Origin of the sequence: Affinundibacterium macrobrachii (assembly GCF_014652415.1) — a bacterium.
Classification (GTDB): Bacteria; Pseudomonadota; Gammaproteobacteria; order Burkholderiales; family Burkholderiaceae_D; genus Undibacterium; species Undibacterium macrobrachii.
The window spans coordinates 45,278-71,862 of record NZ_BMYT01000006.1 but is presented as its reverse complement, the minus strand read 5'-3'; the positions used below and the strand labels follow the sequence as shown (position 1 = coordinate 71,862).

20 protein-coding genes are annotated in these 26,585 nt (G+C 45.4%); 9 read left to right on the top strand and 11 right to left on the bottom strand.

Annotation, left to right across the window (positions count from 1 at the left end; translation table 11 throughout):
* Positions 1-77: 77 nt before the first annotated feature.
* Positions 78-1,562, bottom strand: a complete 1,485-nt coding sequence (locus IE103_RS15520; RefSeq protein WP_189347051.1) for a nicotinate phosphoribosyltransferase — start codon at positions 1,560-1,562, stop codon at positions 78-80.
* 21 nt (positions 1,563-1,583) lie between these two features.
* Complete coding sequence (gene prs, locus IE103_RS15515) at positions 1,584-2,435, bottom strand: ribose-phosphate diphosphokinase (RefSeq protein WP_189347050.1); 852 nt, start codon at positions 2,433-2,435, stop codon at positions 1,584-1,586.
* Positions 2,436-2,675: 240 nt separating this feature from the next.
* Between prs and IE103_RS15510 the strand changes: the two genes are divergently transcribed.
* The 4 genes from IE103_RS15510 (at position 2,676) to IE103_RS15495 (ending at position 7,722) form a co-directional block, all read left to right on the top strand.
* Positions 2,676-3,341 carry an NUDIX hydrolase gene (locus tag IE103_RS15510; RefSeq protein WP_189347190.1) on the top strand — a complete coding sequence of 222 codons (666 nt, stop codon included), beginning with the start codon at positions 2,676-2,678 and terminating at the stop codon, positions 3,339-3,341.
* A gap of 46 nt (positions 3,342-3,387) precedes the next feature.
* Positions 3,388-4,407, top strand: a complete 1,020-nt coding sequence (locus IE103_RS15505; RefSeq protein WP_189347049.1) for an SPFH domain-containing protein — start codon at positions 3,388-3,390, stop codon at positions 4,405-4,407.
* A gap of 4 nt (positions 4,408-4,411) precedes the next feature.
* Positions 4,412-5,341, top strand: coding sequence for a diacylglycerol kinase catalytic domain-containing protein (locus tag IE103_RS15500; protein ID WP_189347048.1), 930 nt, complete (start codon positions 4,412-4,414; stop codon positions 5,339-5,341).
* 305 nt (positions 5,342-5,646) lie between these two features.
* Positions 5,647-7,722 (top strand): hypothetical protein, encoded by a 2,076-nt coding sequence (locus IE103_RS15495; RefSeq protein WP_189347047.1) that lies wholly within the window; start codon positions 5,647-5,649, stop codon positions 7,720-7,722.
* Positions 7,723-7,830: 108 nt separating this feature from the next.
* Here the strand turns inward: IE103_RS15495 and rtcA are convergent, their stop codons facing one another.
* The 4 genes from rtcA to IE103_RS15475 form a co-directional block, all read right to left on the bottom strand.
* Positions 7,831-8,868, bottom strand: coding sequence for an RNA 3'-terminal phosphate cyclase (gene rtcA, locus IE103_RS15490; RefSeq protein WP_229827321.1), 1,038 nt, complete (start codon positions 8,866-8,868; stop codon positions 7,831-7,833).
* Between the two features lie 64 nt (positions 8,869-8,932).
* Complete coding sequence (locus tag IE103_RS15485) at positions 8,933-10,168, bottom strand: RtcB family protein (protein ID WP_189347046.1); 1,236 nt, start codon at positions 10,166-10,168, stop codon at positions 8,933-8,935.
* 389 nt (positions 10,169-10,557) lie between these two features.
* Positions 10,558-10,776: a hypothetical protein gene (locus IE103_RS15480; RefSeq protein WP_189347045.1), complete on the bottom strand. Its 219-nt coding sequence runs from the start codon at positions 10,774-10,776 to the stop codon at positions 10,558-10,560.
* A 39-nt stretch (positions 10,777-10,815) separates the two neighbouring features.
* Positions 10,816-12,369, bottom strand: a complete 1,554-nt coding sequence (locus IE103_RS15475; RefSeq protein WP_189347044.1) for a vWA domain-containing protein — start codon at positions 12,367-12,369, stop codon at positions 10,816-10,818.
* A gap of 228 nt (positions 12,370-12,597) precedes the next feature.
* Between IE103_RS15475 and rtcR the strand changes: the two genes are divergently transcribed.
* Positions 12,598-14,199 carry an RNA repair transcriptional activator RtcR gene (rtcR, locus tag IE103_RS15470; RefSeq protein ID WP_189347043.1) on the top strand — a complete coding sequence of 534 codons (1,602 nt, stop codon included), beginning with the start codon at positions 12,598-12,600 and terminating at the stop codon, positions 14,197-14,199.
* A gap of 23 nt (positions 14,200-14,222) precedes the next feature.
* Here the strand turns inward: rtcR and IE103_RS15465 are convergent, their stop codons facing one another.
* Together IE103_RS15465 and glmS are read right to left on the bottom strand one after the other, a co-directional pair.
* A complete protein-coding gene (locus IE103_RS15465) occupies positions 14,223-14,702 on the bottom strand; it encodes an HAD domain-containing protein (RefSeq protein ID WP_189347042.1) in 480 nt (159 codons plus the stop codon).
* A gap of 259 nt (positions 14,703-14,961) precedes the next feature.
* Entirely contained in the window at positions 14,962-16,791 is a 1,830-nt protein-coding gene (gene glmS / locus IE103_RS15460; RefSeq protein WP_189347041.1) for a glutamine--fructose-6-phosphate transaminase (isomerizing), read from the bottom strand.
* Between the two features lie 229 nt (positions 16,792-17,020).
* Between glmS and IE103_RS15455 the strand changes: the two genes are divergently transcribed.
* Positions 17,021-17,485, top strand: coding sequence for an Lrp/AsnC family transcriptional regulator (locus IE103_RS15455; protein ID WP_189347040.1), 465 nt, complete (start codon positions 17,021-17,023; stop codon positions 17,483-17,485).
* A 1,273-nt stretch (positions 17,486-18,758) separates the two neighbouring features.
* On the opposite strand, the gene glmU is transcribed toward IE103_RS15455, so the two are convergent.
* Positions 18,759-20,126 (bottom strand): bifunctional UDP-N-acetylglucosamine diphosphorylase/glucosamine-1-phosphate N-acetyltransferase GlmU, encoded by a 1,368-nt coding sequence (gene glmU / locus IE103_RS15450; RefSeq protein ID WP_189347039.1) that lies wholly within the window; start codon positions 20,124-20,126, stop codon positions 18,759-18,761.
* Positions 20,127-20,240: 114 nt separating this feature from the next.
* On the opposite strand from glmU, the gene IE103_RS15445 reads away from it, so the two are divergent.
* Positions 20,241-20,948: a DUF4272 domain-containing protein gene (locus IE103_RS15445; protein WP_189347038.1), complete on the top strand. Its 708-nt coding sequence runs from the start codon at positions 20,241-20,243 to the stop codon at positions 20,946-20,948.
* A gap of 255 nt (positions 20,949-21,203) precedes the next feature.
* On the top strand, positions 21,204-22,541 hold the full coding sequence (locus tag IE103_RS15440) for a dipeptidase (RefSeq protein WP_189347037.1): 1,338 nt from the start codon (positions 21,204-21,206) through the stop codon (positions 22,539-22,541).
* A 180-nt stretch (positions 22,542-22,721) separates the two neighbouring features.
* On the opposite strand, the gene metE is transcribed toward IE103_RS15440, so the two are convergent.
* Positions 22,722-25,037 (bottom strand): 5-methyltetrahydropteroyltriglutamate--homocysteine S-methyltransferase, encoded by a 2,316-nt coding sequence (gene metE, locus IE103_RS15435; RefSeq protein WP_189347188.1) that lies wholly within the window; start codon positions 25,035-25,037, stop codon positions 22,722-22,724.
* Between the two features lie 275 nt (positions 25,038-25,312).
* Between metE and IE103_RS15430 the strand changes: the two genes are divergently transcribed.
* Positions 25,313-26,236 (top strand): LysR family transcriptional regulator, encoded by a 924-nt coding sequence (locus tag IE103_RS15430; RefSeq protein WP_189347036.1) that lies wholly within the window; start codon positions 25,313-25,315, stop codon positions 26,234-26,236.
* A 9-nt stretch (positions 26,237-26,245) separates the two neighbouring features.
* On the opposite strand, the gene IE103_RS18495 is transcribed toward IE103_RS15430, so the two are convergent.
* Positions 26,246-26,467 carry a peptidase associated/transthyretin-like domain-containing protein gene (locus IE103_RS18495; RefSeq protein ID WP_229827320.1) on the bottom strand — a complete coding sequence of 74 codons (222 nt, stop codon included), beginning with the start codon at positions 26,465-26,467 and terminating at the stop codon, positions 26,246-26,248.
* Positions 26,468-26,585: the final 118 nt, after the last annotated feature.

Genomic DNA, 26,585 nt, shown 5'->3' with positions numbered 1-26,585 from the left:
TCCGTTTCATCCGAAGAGATACTAATTTGAGCGCCCACATAGATGATTGCAAGCGCATCGAACCTACAACGTGAATTTCACAGCTTATCTGATCCAATATTGCTAGCCAATCTTGCCCGGACTTCCGCAAGTGTGACTTCATTCGACAGTTTTCCATTTTCAAAAACGGTGGCGAATTCGCAGTGATTCACTTCATGCCAACTGACCTGATCTTTCAAGTAGTACTCGCCGTCTGTGTCCTTGTAAACGGCAACTAGCCCTTTTGCTGAATTTTTGGTGCCGTCACCCGTTTTTGGCGCTTTAAAAATTTCACGATCTTCACCGGCAATCTTGGCAAAGGTCGCTTTCACCGCGTAGCCATCGGTATCGCGCGTTACATACTGATAGGTGTAACTGCCTACGCCAAATACAACATTGGTTGAAGCAAAGCCTTTGGCTTTGAGCCCTGCACAAATTGCCATCGCACGCTCGATGGTGATTGAATCACCATAAATTAAACCGACATGCGGATCGAGCAGTTTGTAGCCTTTAGCCGTTTCACTGCCGCCGAATACCTCCCACAAACATTCGATCGCACCTTTGTGTTCTGGCGATCCAATAGGCGCATCTGCATCACCGCAAATCATTTTGACTGGACAACCGGTGTCTGGGCGGAAAACCACTTTTCCATCACGTGCCAAAATTTGTTCTTTTAGTTTGACGGTGAAATCGGTCATCACCTGCCAGAAATCCCATGAATCAGACACGATACTGACAATACCGGATGGATAAATATCTTGAATCAAACGACGGAAAGTTTCCAGCTCATTTTCCATGCCACCCGCACACATCACAGAATGTTCTGTCGCCGCCACGCTGCCGCCGACTAGCTCTAAATCACTATTCGCGCCATAGTAATCCTCTAAAAAATCAATCGCGGGAATGGTGTCTGTTCCTGTAAAACTCAACAAATGGGCCGCACCACTCATCGCTGCAGCTTCTGCGCCGAACATGCCACGGAAGCTAAAATCGTGTCCCTGCCAATTCACAAATTCTGCACTGCCGTCTGTTTCGAGCGCATACGATGTAAGAATTTTTTTATACTGATGGGCGGTCGTAGCACTGGTACACATGCCCCACACATTGGTCGATAAGATCGTTTCTAAATAGTTGGTGAGCCAAAAGAAACGCTCATCCGTATTGAATATCACCAGGCATGGAACGCGTAATGGATAGACCGCACCCTCTGGCAGCGCCATGATTTTGATGGGCAAATAGCCGAGATGATGAAGATCGGCGATGTGCTGTGTACCGACATTATTCGGACCAAGATAATTGTTAATGCGGCGTTCGAAGCGACGCAGCACTTCCTCCTTCGGTTGATTAAAAAAATCTTCGTTCCAGCTCTTTATCAAGAAGTTCTTGATGAAATACTGCAAGCCGAAGAAGACCACATGATCGGTATATTCACGGCGCGAGGTTCTAGCAGTAAGATTACTAAACACCACTTCGGTGTTGTCGGGATATTGACGGCGATGATCGACTTTATAACCATCAATCGCGATTGCAGGATTTAATTTCATGTTGATTCTCCTTGTATTAACTTATACAGGCATGTACTGCCAAATATCTTTTACATTTAAAAATGCGGTTTCTGGAAAGTCTTTTAGGCTGTTGGTGGTGTACAGCGCATCGATACCGCTTTCCGCTAATTTATCTTCTTGCGCACTTCCTTCGAAATGCGACACTGCCAAAACGATTTTGTTGCAATTCTTTGATTTCAATTTCTTTGCTAACTCAATGAAAGTACGACCACCAGCGCAAATATCGTCAACGATTAATGCTGTCTTTCCACTTAAATCTTCACAAAATACTTCAGTACCAACAATCGCCCCATTGCGTACGTCACGCAATTTATCAGCACGCACCACTTCTAATCCACCTAAGCGACTCGCCAGTTCAAAAATCTTTTTATTCGATCCGGCATCAGGCGAAATCAAAATAAGTTCCGAACCTAAATCGGCCACAACATCTTTGATAAATTGATGGTTCTTGATTACACGTACTTGATTGAGTAACGCAACTACCACATCGCTATGTGGATCAAAGACTGTGACTAGACGATACTGCTGGTTATTGATCAAGTCAGCGTACACTTTTGCGGATAATGGCTCACCGACATTGCAGACCCTATCTTGCCTTGCACCTGGGAAGTAAGGAATAAACAAATCAATTTCACTTGCCCCCTGACGACGCAAAGCGTCTGTCATCAGCAACAATTGCATCATCGATTGATCGCCGCTGTAGCGATACATGATTTCAACCCGATTACTGCTAGGCGACAATACTTGTACATGGTTTTCACCACTACCAAATTGAAACTGCTTGAATGCTTCGCCCTCTGCATGAGGATTGGGTAAAAAATAGCGGCTATTGCCTGTGTCGAGCTTAACCATAGGAATTTCCTTGGTGACTTTAATCGGATCAGTTTTGCTTCGATTGAAAATGAGCGGTTTTAGTGTCGATAACTATGCTCTTTTTTCAACTTAAATTTATTATAGGTTACTTAGTTTAATATTGCAACTAAGTGTGCTATATTATTTCAAAGCACAATTAAATCGTAAAAATCGTGACGTGAATTTTGTTTGTTGAGCCAGTGTCGCGATGATGAGATACCAGAAATAGAAGGGATTTATATGACACAAGTGATCTGTACGGTCGATATGGTGCTACTCACCCTGCATGAGGAGCGTCTAAAGGTCGCTTTACTAAAACGCGACCGAGAACCATTTAAAGGTGTAGCCGCACTGCCAGGCGGCTTTGTACATACCAATGAAGATCATGATGTGAGAGACGCCGCTATGCGCGTTCTCAAAGAGAAGACGGGTATCGATGCACCGTATCTAGAACAACTCGCTACCTTCTCCGGCGCCGCGCGCGATCCACGAGGGTGGTCGCTGTCGATCGCGCACTATGCCTTGGTTTCCTATGAGGTCATTGATCGTGCTGGCCATCCAGATGTGAAGTTAGTGAGCGTAGACCGATCCCTCTCTTTACCCTTTGATCATCGCCTTATTTTAGAAACCGCAGTTTCTCGCCTGCGCAGTAAGAGTCAATACTCCTCATTACCTTGCTACTTAGCTGGAGAAACCTTCACCTTACCGCAACTACAAAAGGTATATGAAATCTTAATGGGCGAGCCGCTCAACAAAGTCAGTTTCCGCCGAAAGATCACTGAGATGGATATGTTAGAAGCGATCGACGGCGAATTTGAATCTGCCGGCGCGCACCGGCCTGCACAACTCTATCGTTTAAAACCCCACTTCAAAAAACAGTTGCAGTTACTTGAGCGGGGGCTGTGACATCGCGTCGTAAATTGCTTATGTGTTGTTAATAGGAGAAATCATCATGTTCAATATTAAGTTCATCAAATTTCAACCGACTACTTATGTACTCCAATACAAGAATGGGAAAATTAAAAGAGAAGGCGCAGGGCTTTCCTTTTTCTATTACGCACCAACGACTGCGATGGTGGCCGTACCCATGGGCAGTGAAGACGTACCATTTATCTTCGAGGAAAATTCCGGAGACTTTCAACAAATTACGGTGCAGGGTCAGATTACCTATCGCATTCATGATCCTAAGAAAATTGGTGCCTTACTGAATTTCGCTATCAATCCTGTGACACAGCAATATATTTCAGATGACCCTAAGAAGTTATCGCAACGAATTATTAACGTCGTCAAGGTACTGACCCGTAAAGGGCTACAAAATCTGCCGTTACGAGATGCATTAAAAGCGACTGATGCGATGACAACGGTCGTTGCTGCCGCAGTCAAAGATCGAAGCGAACTGCAAGCGCTGGGCGTCGAGATTCTCGGATTATCGTTTCTCGCTATCAAACCAACGCCCGAAACAGCCCGAGCACTTGAAGCGGAAGCGCGCGAACAAATTTTGAAGGTGGCAGACGAGGCGGTCTATTCACGACGTAATTCGGCTGTCGAGCAAGAGCGTCGCATCAAAGAGAATGAGCTGAACACGGAAGTGGCGATCGAAACAAAAAAACGTCAAATTCGTGAAACACAAATGGAAGCGGAACAAAGTATTCAGCAAAAACAACATGAGCTGCAACAGTCAGAGATGGAAGCCAAAATCGCCTTAGAAGCGAAGAATACAGATTTAGTATTGCTCGCCATGGACAATGCAAAGCGTGAAGCGGACGTCAGAGCGTATGCCGTCAATGGTCTAATGCAAGCCTACTTGGGCGTTGATCCAAAACTGATGCAAGCACTTTCGATGAACGGGATGCAACCAGGTCAGATGATCGCGATGGCGTTCCAAGAGCTCGCTGAAAAGGCCGGCCAGATCGGACAGCTCAACATTACGCCGGATCTTTTGCGAGAAGTGATTGGTAATCACAATCGGTAAAAAAATGGATAGGCTCACTGAAAATAAATTGATCCTTGTAGTGCGCAAAACGCGACTTGAGGAACTCATTGCAAAGTACAACACAATCAACCAGGCCAAATTCTATATTGAACATTTGGGGGGCGATTTTTCTGATTATGTGCATGAGCATGAGACCTACTATCAAGCTATAAAAACAGCCGAAGCAGAACTGCGCCAACAAGGTCGTGTGCAAGCCATTGATCGAAGTTTCTTGCCAAATTTCATCTTTGGCCCCAAAGACCTTGTGATCGCTGTGGGGCAAGATGGTTTGGTCGCAAATACACTAAAATACTTAAATGGTCATGCCTTAATTGGTGTCAACCCAGACCCCAAACGTTGGGATGGTATCCTTCTGCCTTTTACGGTCAATGAGCTTGCGCGCATTGTGCCTGAAGTATTTTCTGGGCGCCGCAAAATACAAGACGTGACGATGGCCAAGGCAGAGCTCAACAATGGTCAATTCCTATACGGTGTTAACGACATTTTTATCGGGCAAAAATCACATGTATCTGCGCGTTACACGATCAAACTCAAGGAGTTTCAGGAGCAACAATCGTCGAGCGGTATTATCGTATCGACAGGATTGGGGTCAACCGGGTGGTTGAAAAGCGTCTATGCCGGTGCACATGCTATTGGGAATCACAAAACGATGCACCATCGTTTAGAGACATCCTCTCCATGGGATGCGAACTATTTAAACTTCACGGTGCGAGAACCTTTTCCCAGCAGGACGACATCGACCACATTGGTGTGCGGCGAAATCAACATACAATCGCCACTCTCGCTTACTTCGCACATGTCAGAAAATGGTGTGATCTTCAGCGACGGCATGGAGGCTGATTGCTTAGAATTTAATTCGGGCATGGTCGCAACACTTGGCATTGCCGACAAAGTGGGACATCTCGTCTTGTAAAAGCCTCAAATCATTGAGAATTTTCATTTCGGTTCTGGGACGCAATCGAACATCAACATAGTATTGGGGTTTGATGCCTAGACACGTTTACTCGGTACTGAGTCAGTCCACGCGTTGAAAAAATAGAGCAGAAAAGCAGCACGCCATGGCGACGTGTTGTTATACTCTGACCAACTTATTTTTTCATTTCTCGGCCATATATCAGCATCGAAAAAATCATCTTCCATCTCTGCAACTTGGATGATATTTGCAATGGAGTGACTTAAGGCAATTCAGCTGGCTTAAGAAAAACCGTTCAGGAAAACATGATGACATTCAATTCGCCAGTATCAGTCAAAGGAGTATCTAACAACAATGAACTTTCTTCCTTGTTTTCAAGCATGCAGGTCGATCACGTTGCAGGTAATGTTTTGAGCATACTCGACCAGTATGCGATCACCTTAGACACACAAAATTATCCGGCAAACCTGTATGCCGAATCACTCTTATACATGATTTATTGGTTCCATCGTCTGCGCGATCCTGCGCGTAAGTTGGGAATACAAGAATCGATCAGCCACTACCTCAATGTCGATAGTCAGGCTGTGGTCATAAGCGCCTTATTGTCCAACCAAGCGCTAAAGGGCGAAGCAAAACAACGGATTGAAGACGGTGTCATGATCCGTAAGACAGTCGACGTGCTAGTGATTCGAGACGGGGAACATGGTCGACAAATTTTGACGCTAGATCGAAGTACTTTCCCCCTAGGAATGGCACTTCCGGGTGGCCTGATGCGGGATGATGATGAGCAAAATGAACTCGGCATTCCAGGCAATCTATTTGCGGCACTGCGCGTCACCGGTAGCAAGGTACTCGGTGCAGGATCTGCCGAATACGGTATTGGTGAAGTCGAAGAGCGCAAATACTATTTCGTGAGAAGCGAAGCTGGAAAAGAAGCGCGCATCTACATGGATAGGACAATTTCTTACGCCTATCGCGATCACCTAAGAGAAATTGCGGGGCCATCTGATCCTCGCCATATTGTCGACACGATCGGTTTCCTTGTTGAAATTGTTAACCCCGAAGGGGTGGAAGGAAGGTGGCTACCAGAAAGTGTCATTACGACGCCCAATGCCAAGGAGGGTTCCTTTGCTTTCGGTCACCACAAACAAATCGCGGCTGCATTGATTGCCAAGAATTTCACTAAAACCCAAGGGATATCCCATCACGAGTGGATTAGAGCATGGGCAAACAATCCCGTGGACATGTACGAAGAAATACGCGCGCGTTTTCGAAAGAATGGCGACAGCTTAGATACGCCCATCTTAGAACTCTTGCCCGTCGTTGAGTACTTTCGTGGGCAGATGACGATTCCAGCCATCGAAGAAAAATGCCAAAAGAATCCAGCGCTTTCTTCCATGCGCGACCAGATTTCACACAAGTTACACCATATAACGATACAAAATGGCGCAATGTGCCCCTATGTCCCGACCGTACGTATTCTCTTCGAAGCAGTAGGCTTTTTTGATGTTGCATGCCGCACAGAAAAAGACCTCAGCACCCATTTTCAAAAAAAGTATTGGTATCGTTATGAAGAACTCATGCGGCGGATACCTGATGTTATTGTCATTCCCACTTTTGACAATATTTCCGCGACAGATTTAATGAAAATTCGGGGAACACCTGTCTACTTTATCGGTGTATCAACCGAGCCAGTTTATGTGGATGAATTTTGGCAGTCTCCACTCGAGTTCCTCATTCACGATCTAAATCATGCGTGGAAAATGATGGATATGGATGATCGTTTTTTACGTGCGCATCCCAACGTGAGTAGAGATGAACTGATGAAGTCTTCCAATCAGTTCATTCGTGAATATTTCCCGCGTATTGCAATACAAAAGACAGACACCGAACAACAAAAGGAAATGAAAAAGCTCAAGAAAATTCTACTCTTTGAGGTGGGGCACGAAGATGCGCGCCCTTTATTGGCGAATATTGTTTGCGAAGCCTTACTTGAAGATGAAGGGTACGAATTTCCCGATAACGTGATCCGATATGACGAAGAAGGGAAACAGGCTTACTTGGAAAAACGTACCATCCCTGGAATTACAGCGCTTTCTTATGTCAGACATAAACTGCAACATGGATTTTTCGATCAAACAGATTCGCAGAACATTCAGATCGTTTCTCCGAAATATCGCACGGTCGAATGGATCGTTCAGGCGACCGAGGAAATACTAGGGGAAATGAATGCATCAATTCCACCTGCAGTACAAACAGAAGGATTGACCCAATACTTAACGCGGCAAGCATGCTCCAGAGGACCTATGATACTCCATGCACCTGAGAATATAGATCCTGCTGTCGATCTATATGGAGACGGCACGCATGTGATGAAATGAAGATGACAGAGACATCTGAAACACCTGCAAGTGAATACCGTGTCGGAAAAAAATAAAGTTCTATATCAACGGGAGTCGTCCTATTTTTGTATAAATTAACCTAGTAAGCTAGATTTTATTTTGAACACTACAAACGTAATACGAATCCCTTTTCTCAAAGGAAATATCAACCGGTAAAAACTGCGCAATGACTTCTGCATTTGTCTTCGCATGCTGGCTCACGGTATTTGTCGTAAAACGACCACCACCTGCCAAAGCAAACGGCAACATAATCTGGTCCGCTAAATGTTCGCTAACTGAGGCGCCGGAAATAATGAAACGGCGCACCTGCGCCAGTAGATTTCTCGCAACTGTTTCAGATCGCACTGCTTTTTCTCCAAATTCGCTGAATACGTTGATCACATTTTGCTGTTCAAACGAAATCAGTAAAGCATTGCCTGGTCCTTGATCATTGGAGAGACCACGCACGAATAGCTGCGACTCACTCCAACCCATTCCTGTTCCTATGCTTTCCAATTCACGATTGGCGACGCTGACAGGAATGCCTGCAATGAAGCTTTCGGCGTATCCTGTGATACGTTCACCTGGCTCCATTAGTTCGATGGCATTAAGTTTTTCGCATGGCATTATACGTACGCTAATTTCGCCACCACCCGCTGGATAGAATCCGAATCGTATCAATTCAATGTCTAATGTTGCTCCCATATCGGCCAACACGCGGCCATAAGACCGTTGCAAAAAGTGGGCAGGAGGCGCCATCATATTGTGTGTCCCGCCTGTAATATGAATCGTTGATGGTCTGTCCGCAAACAGCAAGGCCGGTATTAATGTTTGCAATACCAAAGTGCAACTACCCGCTGTTCCTATCGCAAATTGATAGTCGCCGCCGCTAATTTTTCCAGGTATAAATTCCAGTGTTTGCGCACCGACCGCTGCTGAGGCGATCTCACCGTTGCAGATTTGTGCCGCAGCTTGCACAGCCACTAGATGTTGACGCATCAATCCAGGCTTAGGTCGATTCGCCCTGATATTAATCATCCGAAATGGTTGACCAGTAATCATGGAAAGTGTCAGGGAAGTTCGTAAAATCTGTCCACCACCTTCACCTGAAGCGCCATCAATTTCTATCATTTTTCTTTCTGTCATTTTTCTTCTTATCTAAAATTTTTCCTACCTTATTTCCAAGGCTCTGCATGCCCTGGGAATAAGCTTAACCTTTAACACAAACGATCTGCTTCAATGTATGCACTACCTCAACCAAATCGCGTTGTGCCACCATCACGGCATCGATATCTTTATATGCCATAGGAATTTCATCAATCACGTCGGCATCTTTACGGCACTCCACGCCTTCGGTCGCTTTGACCTGATCCGCAATCGTGAACTGCTTCTTAGCTTGGGTACGACTCATAGTACGCCCCGCACCATGACTACAGCTATGGAAGCTATCAGCATTTCCTTTACCGCGAACGATAAAACTCTTGGCTCCCATTGATCCGGGAATAATCCCAAGTTCACCCGCTTTCGCTGATACCGCACCTTTGCGCGTGATTAAGACATCCTTACCGAAGTGATGTTCTTTCTGTACATAATTATGATGACAATTCACCGCTTCTACATGGGTCTGAAACGGTTTTGTGATGATGGTTCGTACAGCGGCAACTAAGTTTTGCATCATCACTTCGCGATTCATACGCGCAAATTTCTGAGCCCACGAAACCGCTTCCACATAATCATCGTAATGCTTTGTACCTTCTGGCAAATAAGCCAAATCCTGATCAGGCAAATTAATAAAATGCGTACGCATATCTTGCTTCGCCATTTCGATGAAATGCGTACCGATTGCATTTCCCACACCCCTCGATCCCGAGTGCAACATAAACCAAACAAAGTTTAGTTCATCTAGACAAACCTCAACAAAATGATTCCCCGACCCCAATGTTCCCAAATGGCGGTAGTTATTGGTGTTCTTCAACTTCGGGGTCTTAAGGCACACTACATCGAACTCGTCTTTTAACTGCAACCATGCAGCATCAACTGGTGTTGGCGGTGTCTCCCAAGAGCCCTTATCACGTCCTTTAAATCCTCTTGTTTTCGGTGACATTCCGTGCGGAATAGCGCGTTCAATTGCGCTTCTTAAGGGGCCGAGATTATCTGGCAAGTCATTCGCGGTCAATGTGGTTTTAGCAGCCATCATTCCACATCCGATATCAACACCAACGGCAGCTGGAATAATTGCACCCAAGGTCGGGATAACACTACCAATGGTTGACCCTTTACCCAAATGCACGTCCGGCATCACCGCAATATGCTTGTAAATGAAAGGCATTTTCGCCGTATTGGCCAATTGCTTTTTTGCCTCATCTTCAACCGGAACACCCTTAGTCCACATCTTTACGTGGCTTCCACCTTCTACATTCATTACATCGTATTCTTCGTGTTTCATATTATTCTCATTCTTAAAAATTAGGGGATGACAAGTGGCGATGAAATATCGTCTAAGCTATTGGTTTTCACCAACCTGGATTTGAACCAGGGACTCCGAAATCAATTTCGGCGCTCTACCATGTAATTTCATCTGCATTCTTCAAAACGGTGGCGACAAAAATAAAAGAAACGTTTCTCATGACTCTACCAACTGAGCTAAAGGGCAATTGCTTGCACTTCCTGGGCTCGAACCAGGGACAAATGTAGTTTCTTTCAGCATTCGCCGAAAACATAAACAACAGCACGACAAGGGTTGGAAAGAATGAGGATTCGAACCTCTGAGCAGCCTTCCGAAAAAGGATGCCTACTTCCAAATGTAATCTTTCCAGCATTCGTGCAAAACTTAAATTAACAGCCTACCAGATCCTTCAAAACATCTTGCCATATCTGTTCGGCTTGCGAATAGGATTTCTTCACTACCTTTCTGCCGCTTCCTCTTGGCACGACATCTAATTGAGCAATAGTGTGACAAGGGGTTGATGTGATCGAACAATTCAGGGATGTAATCACACCAGCATTCACACTTTGCTCAAAACTTGCACTTCTAACGCTAATTAACCAACTCATTTTAATCTCCTTTGATCCTGACACACGCAAGTGACAGGATCAAATATTGATAGTCTTAATTTCGTTCACCCAAAACATGGCATTTATCTGACCTGCTGCAAACGCTGCGATAATCTTAAAAACATCGTCCGAAAATCCACCGATATTTAAGATGTCTTCACGCTCTACGACTTGCGATGTTTTACCAGGCGTCACGTTAATGCAAACCAATTTTGCTGCTGGATTGCGTTGCTTAAAAATTTCCCATTCACGCAATGTCGCTGTTGCACCGCGGCTCGTGGTGTCTATCCATGACTCGTTATCGGAGACATAGATGACGAGATCGGCATTGGTCTTCGTTTTGTTCATTTGCGCTAGCGGTGCGCTACAATTGGTTCCACCGCCGCCAATTGACGCTAACTTCTGCGCATTGGTCATCACAGTGTCGCGAGGATTTAAACGACAATCCACCACGTCCACTTCAAATGGAATCAGCGTTGCGTCACTATTTTTTCTTAAGACTGCAGCAGCAATCAATGCGGCCACATCGATACAACGCACCTTCGATGAAGCTGAACCACGATTACCCGTCACTGCAGATTGCATCGAACCAGAAACATCGGGGCAAACCACCACCTTGCCAGCTATTTCAGGGATGTTCATTAACGCAATTTCCAGTGCGTCCTGCAATGCCTCACGAATTTCAGCTGGCACTTCATTGGAGCACGCCAAATAAGCCGCCATTAGCTGATACGGGAATACTTTGCTCTTCGCAATCGCATCGGCATCTTTTAGTTTCGCCGCGATGGCTTCTGTCATACCTGGCAAGGCAAATACACCTTGCCGCGCAAATGTATTCAAATTCATCCTTAGCATTTGCCATCCACCTTGTAAGGCAATTTTTGCCCAAGCTGTGTCGTTCAACTCTAATGCAGTCAGCATCTGAAAAGGTACCTCTGGTAGTGCTTGTGTGCGATCTTGCTTGTACGCTTCGAATGCCGTTACTAACGGAGGTAAGGCCGCAACGTTATAAGGTTTTCCAATTAACCAAGCGAAAAATGCCTCGCGCCATGCTTCCGTCGGTTTAGGGTGAACCATCTTCACCACGTCAGCCAATGATGGTTTATTCCCTACGCTCGCGGCTAACAATTCTTTTTCTGTTGCCGAATTCAACCAAGCCTGCACCAATTTTTTAGGACGACTACCCATTGATTTGCGTCCGGTCGCACCTGAACGAATGATTTGCACAAAGTTACGCAACATCTTCCCGTTATTCATCACGCGCTTAAATGTACGAGATAGTTCAGGAGCCGTTTTCATTGCCAACGCTGCCACCAACAATGCAGGCATATCCTTCATATAACCTCGTTCGCGGCAATACACCGCCGTTTGCGCGATAAATTGCGCATCTAATTCAGCACATAACTGCATCACGGTTTCCAGTTGCGCTTCCGCACTAGCGTAGTAAGTCGCATTCAGACAACCAGTTGCAGCATATTGCGCCAATTGCTGCTGCTTGCTTAGCGCATAAGCCGGTGCACCAGCAAAATTATTGGTGTTGGCGTTTGGTAGAAACCTACCTTTGATACTTTGGAACAATTGGGAATTAGCCATTTTCATTTCCATCTATTTAATGTGTTTAGTGAGTTTGTTTTTCAGCGCAGTTGCTAGCTTCTTGAACTATGTATTGCAATGAGCGTGCCAGAAATGTCTCCTCAGTCCTTCGAAGTTAGTAACTCTTTGATTTATAAAGATATAGATCGCGACCACGCGTCTTTGCTTGCGCTTTGCAAAATACATATTTAGTGATAAATTATCTTTTTTTATAAAAATTTATCCAAAATGAAATCAAAGAAAATCGTCGTGATTGGCTTTGTTGGCACCCAACTCGATAGCGGCAAAGGAAGTGGACGATGGGAAAAATGGCGACCAACGGTCGCTTTAATGCAGCATGAAGAAATGATGGTTGACCGATTGGAATTGCTTTATAGCGGAAAGCATGAAGCCTTAGTCGAGCAGGTAAGCAAAGACATCAACGCCGTTTCTCCAGAGACTACAATCAAGGTGAGCCATTTACCGATTACCGACCCTTGGGACTTCGAAGAGGTATATGGTTGTTTGTTTGATTTCGCTAGGAGTTTTCATTTCGACACAGAGAATGAAGAGTACTGGATCCATATCACGACTGGTACCCATGTCGTCCAAATTTGTATGTACCTACTGACGGAAGCGTTTTACTTCCCCGGCAGACTATTACAAACGTCACCATCGCGCCGCCAGGTAATCGGCGACCCGGGTAGCTACACACTAATTGATTTGGATCTGTCGAAATATGATCAGATCGCACAGCGCTTCTCTCGCGAACAAGAGGAGAGGGTTGCTTTTCTAAAGTCGGGAATCTCAACCCGCAACGCTCGCTTCAATAGCATGATTGATGAGATCGAACGCGTCGCCATTAAATCCAAAGCACCGATGTTATTGATGGGACCAACTGGTGCGGGCAAATCATTTCTTGCCAAACGCGTCTTTGAATTGAAAAAGACGCGTCACAAACTACAAGGGAAATTTGTAGAAATTAACTGTGCGACAATGCACGGCGATGGCGCTGCATCTACACTGTTTGGCCATACCAAAGGCGCCTTTACTGGCGCAGCTTCCGACCGTCCTGGACTCTTGCGCGCCGCCAATAAGGGGCTATTATTTTTAGATGAAATCGGTGAATTAGGGCTCGATGAACAAGCGATGCTCCTGATGGCAATCGAGGAAAAACGATTCCTACCGGTCGGCAGCGACCATGAAGTACAAAGTGATTTTCAGCTTATTGCTGGCACCAATCGTGATTTATCGAAAGAAGTTATAGAAGGACGGTTTCGTGAAGATTTATATGCTCGAATTAATTTATGGAGCTACGAATTACCAAGCCTAGTAGAACGCTTAGAAGATATCGAACCCAACATCGATTATTTATTGGCGCAATTTAGCGCTGAACAAGGGCAAATGGTGAGATTTAATAAAGAAGCGCGTGAACATTTCATGCGCTTTGCGACATCACGTGAAGCGATATGGAAGGGAAACTTTCGCGATCTATCGGCTTCTATCACACGCATGGCCACACTTGCCGATTCTGGTCGTGTGACCGATACCGTTGTTTCAGACGAAATTGTGCGCCTAAAAAAACTCTGGCAACACTACGAACACGATGACATTAGCAACCGTGTCGATTTAAGCAAAGTACTAGCACCGCAGGAATTGGAAAATCTCGACTTATTCGATGCCATGCAACTTACAGCGGTTTTGGATGTATGCAAACGTTCAAAATCCATTTCCGATGCAGGAAGAAAATTATATGCCGCATCGCGAAGCGCAAAAGAAAAACCAAATGACGCAGATCGATTGAAAAAATATTTAGCGAAATTTGGGCTCTCATGGAATGCCCTTTTTTGAATTTCAAAAATTTAATGAGTACTTCAGCACATCAGTTGTCGAGATTTTTCGAAATTACCGCGGTGCGGTCTGATCACTTTGAGTGCATACCCTATCAAGTTCGGAAGAAATGGTTTAAACAAGTAAGGCTTGTCATCGATGGCGACCCATGGGCGCCACGGCTCTCCTGAAACCCGCAACCATGCTTCAATTTCTGCCTGCCGCTGATAGCCGATATTCTCCAGTAAATCTTGATGATCTTCCCAGCTTGGCGTAACACCAATAATTCGTCCTGCAAAACTAGGAGAAAATAACGCCCGCAGCTCAGGAAGAGTAAGTGTTTCTCTCCACGTACTGCTAAAAACAATATCCACAAATGGAAAATCTATTAGCGAATTTTCGAGTCGCGGCAGGCAACAAAAAAGCCTATCCTTTTCGTAACAAGGCTCCGGGTGAAGCACTCCGTCAAAATCTAAGAACAGAACCATTTTTTCATTTCCAGGCAATGCGTCTTTAAATGTCATTATTAAGGTGTGGAGTATGACATTTACGAATATCTATCAATGTTAACGTTACACTAGCTCACCATATGAGCTAGTACCTTGGCATAATCAAAAACAGCAACACATACATAAAGGTTCAATACTATGAACAACACTGAGCGAATTCATAAAATTCATCAGATGCTAGCTGTGTCAAACTTTTTTATGATGTGTCAAACTTTTTTATCTTGTGTCAAACTTTTTTATGCCGCGACAAATTGCAAGCACATACCAAGCAAGGCTATTCAACTGTCACGCTCTTGGCTAAATTTCTAGGTTTATCAACATCCGTCCCCCTAGCCAAGGCCGTGTGATACGCGAGTAATTGCAAAGGCACCGTATGCAAAATCGGGGACAACATACCGTAGTGTTCTGGTAAGCGAATCACGTGTACGCCTTCGCTTGGGGTGATGCGGGAATCGGCGTCGGCGAAGACGTAGAGTTCGCCGCCGCGTGCTCTAACTTCTTGCATGTTGGATTTGAGCTTTTCGATTAGCGTGTCATTTGGTGCGACTGTGACTACCGGCATCTCTTTGGTGACGAGTGCGAGTGGGCCGTGTTTAAGTTCACCTGCTGGGTAGGCTTCTGCGTGGATATAAGAAATTTCTTTGAGTTTTAGTGCACCTTCGAGTGCGATTGGGTAGTGCAAACCGCGGCCTAAGAACAGTGCGTTTTCTTTGCGTGCGAATTCGTCGGCCCACGCGATGATTTGCGGTTCTAGCGCGAGAACGGCGGTGATTGCGACCGGCAAATGGCGTAATGCTTTGATGTGATCTTGTTCTTGAGCTTCACATAAACGATCTTTGCTTTGCGCTAGCGTGAGCGCCAACAAGAATAAGGCGGCGAGTTGTGTGGTGAAGGCTTTGGTAGAAGCGACGCCGACTTCGACACCCGCACGGGTGATATAGGCCAGCTCGCATTCGCGCACCATAGCGCTGGTCGAGACATTACAAATCGTCAGGCTGTGCAGCATGCCTAGTTCGCGTGCGTGTTTGAGGGCGGCAAGTGTGTCGGCGGTTTCGCCGCTCTGTGAAATCGTGACGACTAGACTCTTAGGATTTGGCACGCTGTCGCGATAGCGGTATTCGCTGGCGATCTCCACATTGACCGGAATTTTGGCGATGGATTCTATCCAGTACTTTGCAGTCATGCCTGCGTAGTAACTAGTGCCGCAAGCGAGAATTAAAACATTGTCAATCTCTTTGAATACGCGATAAGCTTTGTCACCAAATAGCTCGGGCATGATATTGGTGATGCCTTCTAAGGTATCGCCTAATGCGCGTGCTTGTTCGAAGATTTCTTTTTGCATGTAGTGGCGATATGGGCCTAATTCTGCTGCGCCCGTATGAGCGTGAACTGTACGGACTTCACGTTCAACTTGTTTGCCGTTCACATCCGAGATCCACACGCGTTGCAATTGCAGATCGACGACATCGCCTTCTTCTAAATAAATAATTTGATCGGTGGTGCCAGCTAAAGCCATTGCATCAGAAGCTAAGAAATTCTCACCTTTGCCAATGCCGACGATCAGTGGTGAACCTTGACGCGCACCGACCACGCGATGTGGCTCATCACGGCAGAACACGGCAATTGCGTACGCGCCGGTTAAACGCTTCACTGCTTGTTGTACCGTGTCGAATAAATCGCCGCTGTATAAGTGATCAACTAAATGGGCAATGACCTCAGTATCGGTTTGGCTTTCAAATACATAGCCTGCTTGCACCAGTTCGGCACGTAGCTCTTCGTGGTTTTCAATAATACCGTTGTGAACCAAGGCGATGCGCGCATTGTCGCCATTGCGAGAAAAATGCGGGTGCGCATTAGCAGAAGATGGTGCGCCGTGGGTTGCCCAGCGTGTGTGGGCAATGCCAGTAAAACCTGCGAGGCCAGTTTGCTCTACCTGCGCTTGCAACTCTGCGACGCGCGAAGTGCTGCGTGAGCGCTGCAATTTGCCATCGACATGCAAGGCGACACCGCAAGAATCATAGCCGCGGTATTCGAGGCGCTTGAGGCCTTCTAACAAGATAGGAGTGATATTGCGTTGTGCTACCGCGCCGACGATGCCACACATAGAGACCTCTGCTGAAAGATTAAGTCAAACTGACTGAATACTCAGCATCCTAAACCAGACGGATTGAAATTTTCTTTCAATATTTATCAATAAATGTTTAAATCGAGCATCAACAATCATGAATGACTTTAAAATTCACAAATAACTACATTATGAAATTAAAATTCACCTCATTTCACACTAACTAGCTCACTCCATTTATTACCAAGAAAAATTATCCTCAATCATCATGACAAGTTTAGACGAACTGGATAAACGCATACTGCAAGTTTTACAGCTAGATGCCTCACTAAGCAATCAAGAACTAGCGGAACGTGTGCACGCATCTCCACCAACCTGCCTGCGCCGAGTGAATCGCTTAAGAAAGGAAGGAATAATTGCCAAGCAAGTCGCGATTCTGGCACCAGAAAAACTAGGCTTAGGCTTAACCGCGATTGTCGAGATCACGCTAGATCATCAAGCCAGCGAACATCAAACCGCTTTCGAGAACATGATGGCGACAGAAAGCGCTGTACAGCAATGTTATCGGGTCTCACCAGGCCCCGATTTTGTGGTGATTATTCAGGTAGCAGATATGGCGGCCTATCATGCACTTGCGCATCGACTATTCGCCAGCCAATCGAATGTACGCAATGTGCGCAGTTTTTTTTCAATCAATCGCAGCAAGTTCGAAACTCAAATGACGATCGCCTAATTCTAAGCATTAATCTGAGCATTACTTTGCTAGTAAGCATGCGCGCGGCATTTGCTGTCCATTTAATTTTCTACTTAGCTCGTAAGTAAAACCCACTAGCAAATTGACTAGTGCCTAGGCTGCGGCACTTTTCGCTTCACACAAAATTAGCACAAATCATTTATACAATTAATACGATTCTTTCGCATTCGTCGATCAATCGGGCTGGCAACAACGGCGATCAAAACCAAATTGGTATTATCAATCCCAGCCGAGCATGTGCTAAATCGACGCCATCAACTTTTCTGATCAAACCTATATTTGTTGCACTCGCGCTACTCTTCTATAGCGCGATCATCTTCACAGAATCGAGATATGCGCTAGATCAATGTCACTGCATTTTTCGACTGATTTAGCTTAAACACTCCAAGCTTCGCGAGCGAAACAGCCTCAATAAATTTCAATAAATGCCACAAAAAGAGTTTTTTATACATTTAAAAATTTAATTTTTCTGTTTGACGCATAAAAAATAGTTGCAATATGGCGACAATTTATTCATCGCCGCCAAGAAAATCATTAAATATTTCTTGACGATGACAAGATATACAAAATATGAATGGGTGACATTTCTAATCAAAATTATATTTATATTTATCGCCTTGCTATGATTCTGCCTGTCGCAACAATGCAAACAAACCGAATGCAAAGAAGCGATAAATTTAATCACTTACAAAGGAAATAATCATGTTGAACGTATTCGTAGAAATCCAACTGGTAGCAACAATGGTCGTAATCGTAGCTGCATTCTCTACTTACTTGATCGACAATTCATCTAACTAATCATCGTTGCGAACAGTGAATTGTCACTGGAATGACTTAGTGAATGAATTAGTTGAATGCGGTAGATTAGTTTTAAAAAATGGTAGTAGAAAAGTAGTCAGATAAGTTTGTTGGTTGCAATGTAAATCAAGCAGTATCAGTTTTATCACCGGCTGAGTAGAAACCCAGGTTGGATCGCTGGTGAGTAGTAAAAAAATAGACGCCTTTTTCAAACATGCAAACATGCATCTTCCCCATTATTCCGGGGTATTTGAAAGGCGTCTGTCTAGGGGGAAATTCTTCCCCCTGTTTTGTTTCTAGCACGGCAGTTTTGATGACTGCCATTCAGTTTAAATCCCACACATATACAACGCGATGCAAAGATGAGGTTTGCAGGAATACTGCTTTTTCTACTCCAGATTCTTCTTTGCATTCTTCCTTAGTTGTTCTTGCGCGTTCTATTGTATTTCTGAGGCTACTTTTTTATTTTGACTGGGCGCTGCCAAGCATCAATCGTTACTTGCTTGGCACGTGACACGGTGAGTTTTCCTTCTGGTGCATCTTTCGATAAAGTTGTTCCTGCGCCCAAAGTCGCGCCCTTGCCAACTCGAACAGGTGCAATTAATTGGCTATCACTGCCGATGAAGGCGTCATCTTCAATGATCGTGCGGAATTTATTCACACCATCATAATTACAAGTGATCGTACCTGCGCCAATATTCACTCGACTACCAACGGTGGCATCACCGATATAGGCCAGATGATTGGCTTTGCTGTGGGCAGCGATTTGGCTATTTTTTACTTCGACAAAATTTCCGATATGCACATCTTCTGCCAATTCTGCGCCGGGTCGCAAACGGGCATAAGGTCCGATCTGGCCTTTCGCACCAACGGTCGCGCTTTCAATATGACAAAAGGCTTTGATCTCTGCATTTTCACCAATCTTTGCATTCTTAATCACGCAATTTGCTGCGATCTTTACGCCATCGGCTAATTCAACATGCCCCTCAAACACACAACCCACATCGATCGTCACATCGCGACCGCAGATTAAGCTACCGCGTACATCAATTCTGGCAGGGTCGAGCAAAGTCACGCCTTGCTCCAACAATTGTTGCGCGATATTTTTTTGATGCAAACGTTCTAGTTCTGCCAACTGCACTTTACTATTGACACCCATGGTTTCCCAGATCGCCGCTGGTTGTGCAGAGGTGACCTCAACACCATCGGCTACCGCACTGGCGACGATATCGGTTAAGTAATACTCGCCTTGTGCATTGTGATTCGACAGTTTTGCCAACCACTGCTTGAGCGCTACCGTAGGCGCAATCATGATGCCGGTATTGATTTCCGTCACTGCACGCTCTTCCGCATTGGCATCTTTTTGCTCAACGATACGACGAATCTTTCCATCTTCACGAATGATGCGGCCAAGTCCTGTCGGGTCGCTCATTTGCGCAGTCAAAATCGCGAGCTTATCGTTGCCCGCTGCCTGCACTAATGCTTGCAGACTACTGGCACGCGTTAGTGGTACATCACCATACAAAATCAAAGTGGGAACGGCATCATCCAAATGGGGAATTGCCTGCGCGACTGCGTGCCCTGTTCCTAATTGTGGCTCTTGTTTTGCAAAGCAAATATCGTCTGCCGCGACAAGCGTTGGCACTTGTTCACCGCCATGTCCATAGATCACACAAATCTTAGCGGCTTGATCGACACTCAACTGCCTTGCCGTATCAATCACGTGTTGCAACATCGGCTTACCCGCAATTGGGTGTAGCACTTTGGGGAGAGTAGATTGCATGCGTTTGCCCATGCCGGCAGCCAGAATAACGACATTCATATTATTTTGATCAACAAGAATCGAGAAGCTAGCAGTCTATCATGCGGCTCAAGCTTGGAGCATAGGTATGTCGGTGTCATAATCGTGGCTTAATCAGTTTTTACTCGCTCCACTATGACGCCAGAACTACGCAAAGAAGCCTCGGAATTACAATTGCACAAACGTGGTATCCGCATCAATGTACAACTGCATGTAATCGAAGCGGATGAAGAAGTCTCATTGCGTAGCGAATCTGCGCTAGAACAACGCTTAATTGGCCTTTGGGCGGTCAGCCAAGCAGCGATTCATGGTCAATTTTCTCAATTGCGTGACTATCTCGATTCCAATAATTTGCTGCATACATTATCAAAAGAAGAATCTGTTTTTTTACAAGATTATGCGTGCAATCCTGAGCCGAAGGATCAGCGCCTACAACAGTTTCGTGATCGATTACATGCTTTCCACTTTCTTGCTTGGTGCGCAGGTTTGTTAGAAAAAATTGATTTAGGCCACAAGCCAATTGCGAGCGATAAGATTCTCAGTTTTTTTCCAGCAATTACAGAAGTCACAGCAAGCACATCGCTCGATACAGCAGCAACTCAGATCAGCGACTTGCAGTTCAAATTACCAATCAAACGCAGACGCAAAGATGTGATCATGGATTGGGCAGATCTATTGTATCGTCTGCATTGGGCTGTGCGCCATGCGCAACTCAACCACAAACCTAGTCCAGGCAATATCGATGCGATCATGGTTAAAGAATGGCATCAAGCGGTAAATTGGATGTGCAACTATGACGACGAGAATGATTGGGATAAAGTCAGCACCGAGACAACCGCTTAATTCATTGCAAACAACAATTGGCGATTACAAGTAGCAATTTTGGATAGCAAGTGCGAACTTGGGAACCAATAACAGAGTTCACTAGTCTATCCACCTTCGTTGATGATGGCAGAATCTGCCTATTTAACCGATTACGCTAATGCATAAGATCGCATCAGCGATTTGTTAGCAATACAAATTAAAATGGATCATCGAGCAAGATCGATAAGCCACCCTACTTAACCAGCTAACCGCGATGTAACGATAAGGAAAATTATGAGACTCAAAAAACGCCATCAATTGCCGATTGCTCTGATCATTAGCGCTTTATGCGCTGGCGCAGTTTTTACCTCCAGCAGCCATGCGACGCCTCCTGCAGCCAAAGTATCAGCGGAACAAGCCTTGATAGAAAAAGCAAAAGGGATTCATAAGCGCGTCCTTACTTTAGACACTCATGCCGACATCGACATCAATAACTTTGCTTTTTCTCGCAATTACTCACAAGATTTAGAAAACCAAGTGACGCTGCCTAAGATGATCAGTGGCGGCTTGGACGCTGCATTCTTCATCGTGTACACCGGCCAATCTACCGAAGCGGATGCGTTTGAACCTGCCGGCTACAAGCGCGCCTATGACAGCGCAATTAATATGTTTGAAGGCATCCATCGTATGACCACGGTGTTAGCGCCAAATCAAATTGAGTTTGCGCGTAGCGTTGCGGATGTCAAACGTATCTATGCAAAAGGTAAAAAAGTTGCCTTGATCGGTGTTGAAAATGCTTATCCGTTAGGCGATGAAAAATTTGCCGTCAAACGCGTTAAACAATTCTATGATCGTGGCGCTCGCTACATGTCGTTGGCGCATCAAGGTCACAGCCAACTGTCTGACTCCAACACAGGTGAAGCAATCGGCTGGATGTGGAACGGCTTATCACCACTGGGCAAAGAAGTTATTGCTGAGATGAACAAGTGGGGCATCATGGTCGATGTATCACATCCATCTAAAGAATCAATGATGCAAACCTTGGCGATCACCAAAGCGCCGATTATCGCATCACACTCATCTGTGCGCGCTTTATGCGATGTCAGTCGCAATATGGATGATGAACAGTTGCTCGCACTGAAAGCGAATAATGGTGTGATCCAAATCGTTGGCTTTAGTAGTTACTTGAAGACAGACTCAGCCGAACGTCGTGCTGCATTGAAACAAGTGCTGAGTGAATTTAATGTACCAGGCAATGTCTCGGTGGTTGGCATTCGCCGCGGTCCGGTTGGCGGCATCAGTGAAGAGCAACGTCAAGCTCTACTGAAACGTTTGAGTGATGTCGATGCGAAGTTCCCACCGCCGACACGTGCAAACGTACAAGATTTGGTCAATCACATCGACTACGCTGTGAAGAAAATTGGTCTCGATCACGTCGGCATCTCCTCTGACTTCGACGGTGGTGGCGGCATCGATGGCTGGAATCATGCTGGAGAAACCTTTAACGTCACACTAGAATTAGTACGTCGTGGTTACACCGAAGAACAAATCGGCAAACTCTGGAGTGGCAATCTCTTGCGCGTGATGGCAGATGTAGAAAAAGTAGCGAAAGACTTGCAAGCGAAAAAATAGAAGTTCTTCATTCAAACATCAAATACTAATCAGAGTGAAACCTGTGCCATCGATCCATCAAAGGTCTTACGGCGCAGGTTTATGCTCTTCTACAAAGTTTGCATCATGTAGTCGCAGTTAAAACCGCTCGCCGAAGAAACATGTAGTTGAAGGATTGCAGGGCTGAGGCTTTCTCTGCCATCAACAACAATTTTGATGTGGGTCTTCTTCTAATTCTTCACAACTAGCACGCAACAACTTTGCAGCTTGTACCATGTGCTCTAGTGCTGCCAAGGCTTCTGGCCAAGCACGTGTTTTCAAACCACAATCAGGATTTACCCATATACTTTGATCGGGTAATAGTTGGCGCGCCTTTTGCAGTAAGGTTTGCATCTCACTCATCTTTGCAACGCGCGGTGAATGAATATCGTAGACGCCAGGGCCAATGTGATTTGGGTAAGCGAAGTCGCTAAAGCCCTCTAATAATTCCATTGCGGAGCGCGACGTTTCTATGCTGATGACATCCGCATCCATCGCCGCAATCCACGGCAAAATGTCATTAAACTCGGCATAGCACATATGGGTATGAATTTGCGTCTCATCACTGACTACGGCAGAGCACAATTTGAATGCGTACACGGCATTTTCTAGATACGCAGTCCAATCTTTTTGCTTCAAAGGTAGCCCTTCACGAAATGCTGGTTCATCAATTTGTATCATACCGATTCCCGCTTTTTCTAAATCAGCCACTTCATCGCGTAAGGCCAAAGCAATTTGTAGCGCTGTGGTTGAGCGTGGCTGATCATCGCGTACGAATGACCATTGCAACATCGTGATCGGCCCAGTTAACATACCCTTCATAGGCTTCTGTGTGAGGCTTTGTGCATAAGCGCTCCAGGTCACCGTCATCGCTTCGGGTCGACAAACATCACCGTATATAAATGGTGGTTTTACACAGCGCGAACCATAACTTTGTACCCAACCAAATTGAGTGAAGCCATAACCCCATAATTGCTCACCAAAATATTCCACCATGTCATTGCGTTCAGCTTCACCGTGTACCAAAACATCGAGACCGATTTTTTCTTGTGCCGCGACGACGTGCGCAATCTCGGCACGCATCGCTTCTAGGTATTCCAAATGTTTGAGACCACCACGCTTATAGGCAGCACGTGCTTGACGGATGGTTGTAGTTTGAGGAAATGAACCTATCGTAGTTGTAGGAAATAATGGCAAATCAAATCGCTGTTGTTGCGCGATGATACGCTGTGCGAAAGGTGACTTTCTCTCTGCATCGCTGTGCTGAACTTGGGTTAATCGCTTCTGCACAGCATCGATATGGATCCGTTTGGAAACGCGGCGACTTTGTAGCGCAGCATCGGCCAGTGTGAATTGCGCTTGTACCGTTTCTAGGCGCCCATCCAAGGCGTGTTTTAAACTAACAATTTCCGTTAGTTTTTGTACGGCGAATGCCAGCCATGAACGTAATTCTGGATCGAGTTTATTTTCCACATCTAAATCAACGGGTACATGCAATAGAGAACAACTGGCGGCCAACCACAAGGGCGCTCGCTTAGCCTGCAACTGGGCATGAACTGGAAGATATCGTTGAAGAAGTGTCGATAAATCAGCGCGCCAAATATTACGACCATCAATCACCCCCAAAGACAGAACCCGCCCTTGTGGCCAATCCTTCAGCAATGCGTCCAGCTGTTGCGGTGCTCGCACTACATCAATATGCACACCATCAACTGGCAAACGATGTAGTAAATCCGCATGCTCGGCGACCGCATCAAAATAAGTAGTCAACAATAATTTCGGCGCCTTCGCACTCAGTAACTGATAACTAGGTTGAAACGCTCGCAACCATTCTGGACTCAAGTCTACAACCAGAATAGGCTCATCGATTTGCACCCACTCCACACCGATTTCTTGTAAAGCGCTCAACAAGTTTTGATAGGCCGGAAGTATCTTATGCAATAAGTCCAAAGAAGAATTTAAACCTGATTTCACCTTACCTAGATACAACAAACTCAAAGGGCCAAGCAAACTGACTTTGACTCGATGACCAAGTTGCTGTGCTTGCCGAACTTCTTCTAGTAATGCATTATTTTTCTGCAGCTGAAACTCGGTATCGGCTGTCCATTCAGGGACTAAATAATGATAATTGGTGTCGAACCATTTGGTCATTTCCATCGCTACATGTTGTGCATTGCCGCGGGCGGCGGTGAAATAATTTTCTAAGCTCGTGTGCTGACCGTCAAAACCATAACGGATAGGTAAGGCACCAAATAAACTGAGCGTACTCAGCACTTGGTCATACCAAGCAAAATCTCCAACCGTCACAAAATCCAAGCCCGCTTCCTGTTGCAATGCCCAATGCCGCGCGCGCAAATCACTTCCGACATCACGCAGAGTCGCCTCATTTATTTCGCCACGCCAAAAAGCTTCTTGGGCAAATTTCAACTCTCGTTGTGCGCCTATGCGCGGAAATCCTAAAATATGGGCGATGCTCATCATATGCTCCTGCTGTTTAAAATTTTAAGTATTCGGTGCTGGGTTTAAGTGCTAAATTTCAGTGCTGAACTAAGGTACTGAGTACTAGTGACTAAGTATTTCGCTATGATGAGAGCAAATCCATTATGATTCAAACGATGAATTTTTATATTTAACTTGAAAATTTTTCATAATTAAGCTGAAGTACTACATTCGCTAAAACGTAATCCCTCTTCCTCTGCGAAGCGAAAAAGGGAATTAAATAACTACAGCACATATCAAATCTGTACGCTGCCATGATCTCTATTTTAGAAATTCGCCATTTAAAAACTTTGCAAGCGCTGCAAGAGGCAGGTAATTTGCTGCGCGCCGCAAGTTTATTAAACTTAACGCAATCGGCGTTATCGCATCAAATCAAACTCTTAGAGGAGCACTACGGTAGCCCACTGTTTGAACGCAAGACCACGCCGATACGCTTCACTGCGGCGGGGGAACGCTTGCTGCAATTAGCAAACACAGTGTTGCCACAAGTAGCAGCTGCTGAACGTGATCTAGCGCGGCAAGCGCAAGGAGTCGCAGGGCAATTACGCATCGCGGTGGAATGCCATACTTGCTTTGATTGGTTGATGCCAGCGATGGATGTATTTCGCACTCGTTGGCCGGAAGTTGAGCTGGATATCGTGTCAGGGTTTCAAGCTGATCCGGTTGGCTTACTGTATGAACACCGTGCGGATATCGCAATCGTGTCTGAGACTGACATCAGCGAAAAGGTCAATTACCATCCGCTATTCCGCTTTGAGATCATCGCACTGATTGCAAAAGACCACGCGCTAGCAGAGCGCGATTATTTACTAGCGCAAGACTTTGCGAGCGATACTTTAATCACCTACCCGGTACCAGATGAGATGCTAGATATCGTCAGACAAGTATTGCTGCCCGCAGGCGTCAACAGTGCTGGTCGCCGCACGACAGAATTGACGGTGGCCATGATGCAATTGGTCGCCAGTAAACGTGGCATTGCAACCTTACCGATGTGGGCTGCACAGAATTATGTAAACCGCGACTATGTACTCGCAAAACGCATTACCAAGGCGGGATTAATCGGCAGCCTATACGCGGCCTCTCTGCCTGAAATGAGCGACAAAAGCTATCTGAAAGATTTTGTCGCCACCATTCGCGAAACCAGTTTCTTGAAACTACCAAGTATAGAACTGCTGTAATCGCTCAATCTAACTACTAACATTCAAATTTAAAGTAGCGACGTAACCCTCTTTCAAATTACCTGTGACTCGACTCATTTGCAGAGCTGTACCATCACTAAACACATTATCTGTGGGATAGCCAATTTGCGCTAAATTACGCGCACCGGCGCCATATCCGCTATAGATATATACCTCATTCAAACTACATATAGAAAAAGTAAATTGTGAAGTCTTGATACGATTCAACACACTTGTACTCTTTGCCAAACACGAAATACCTCGAAATGCACATGCGGAATAGGTCTAGTGTAACAAGCAGGGGAAATCGTAGTAAATCTTACATCTCCAGGGGCATTCGTTTCTTGTA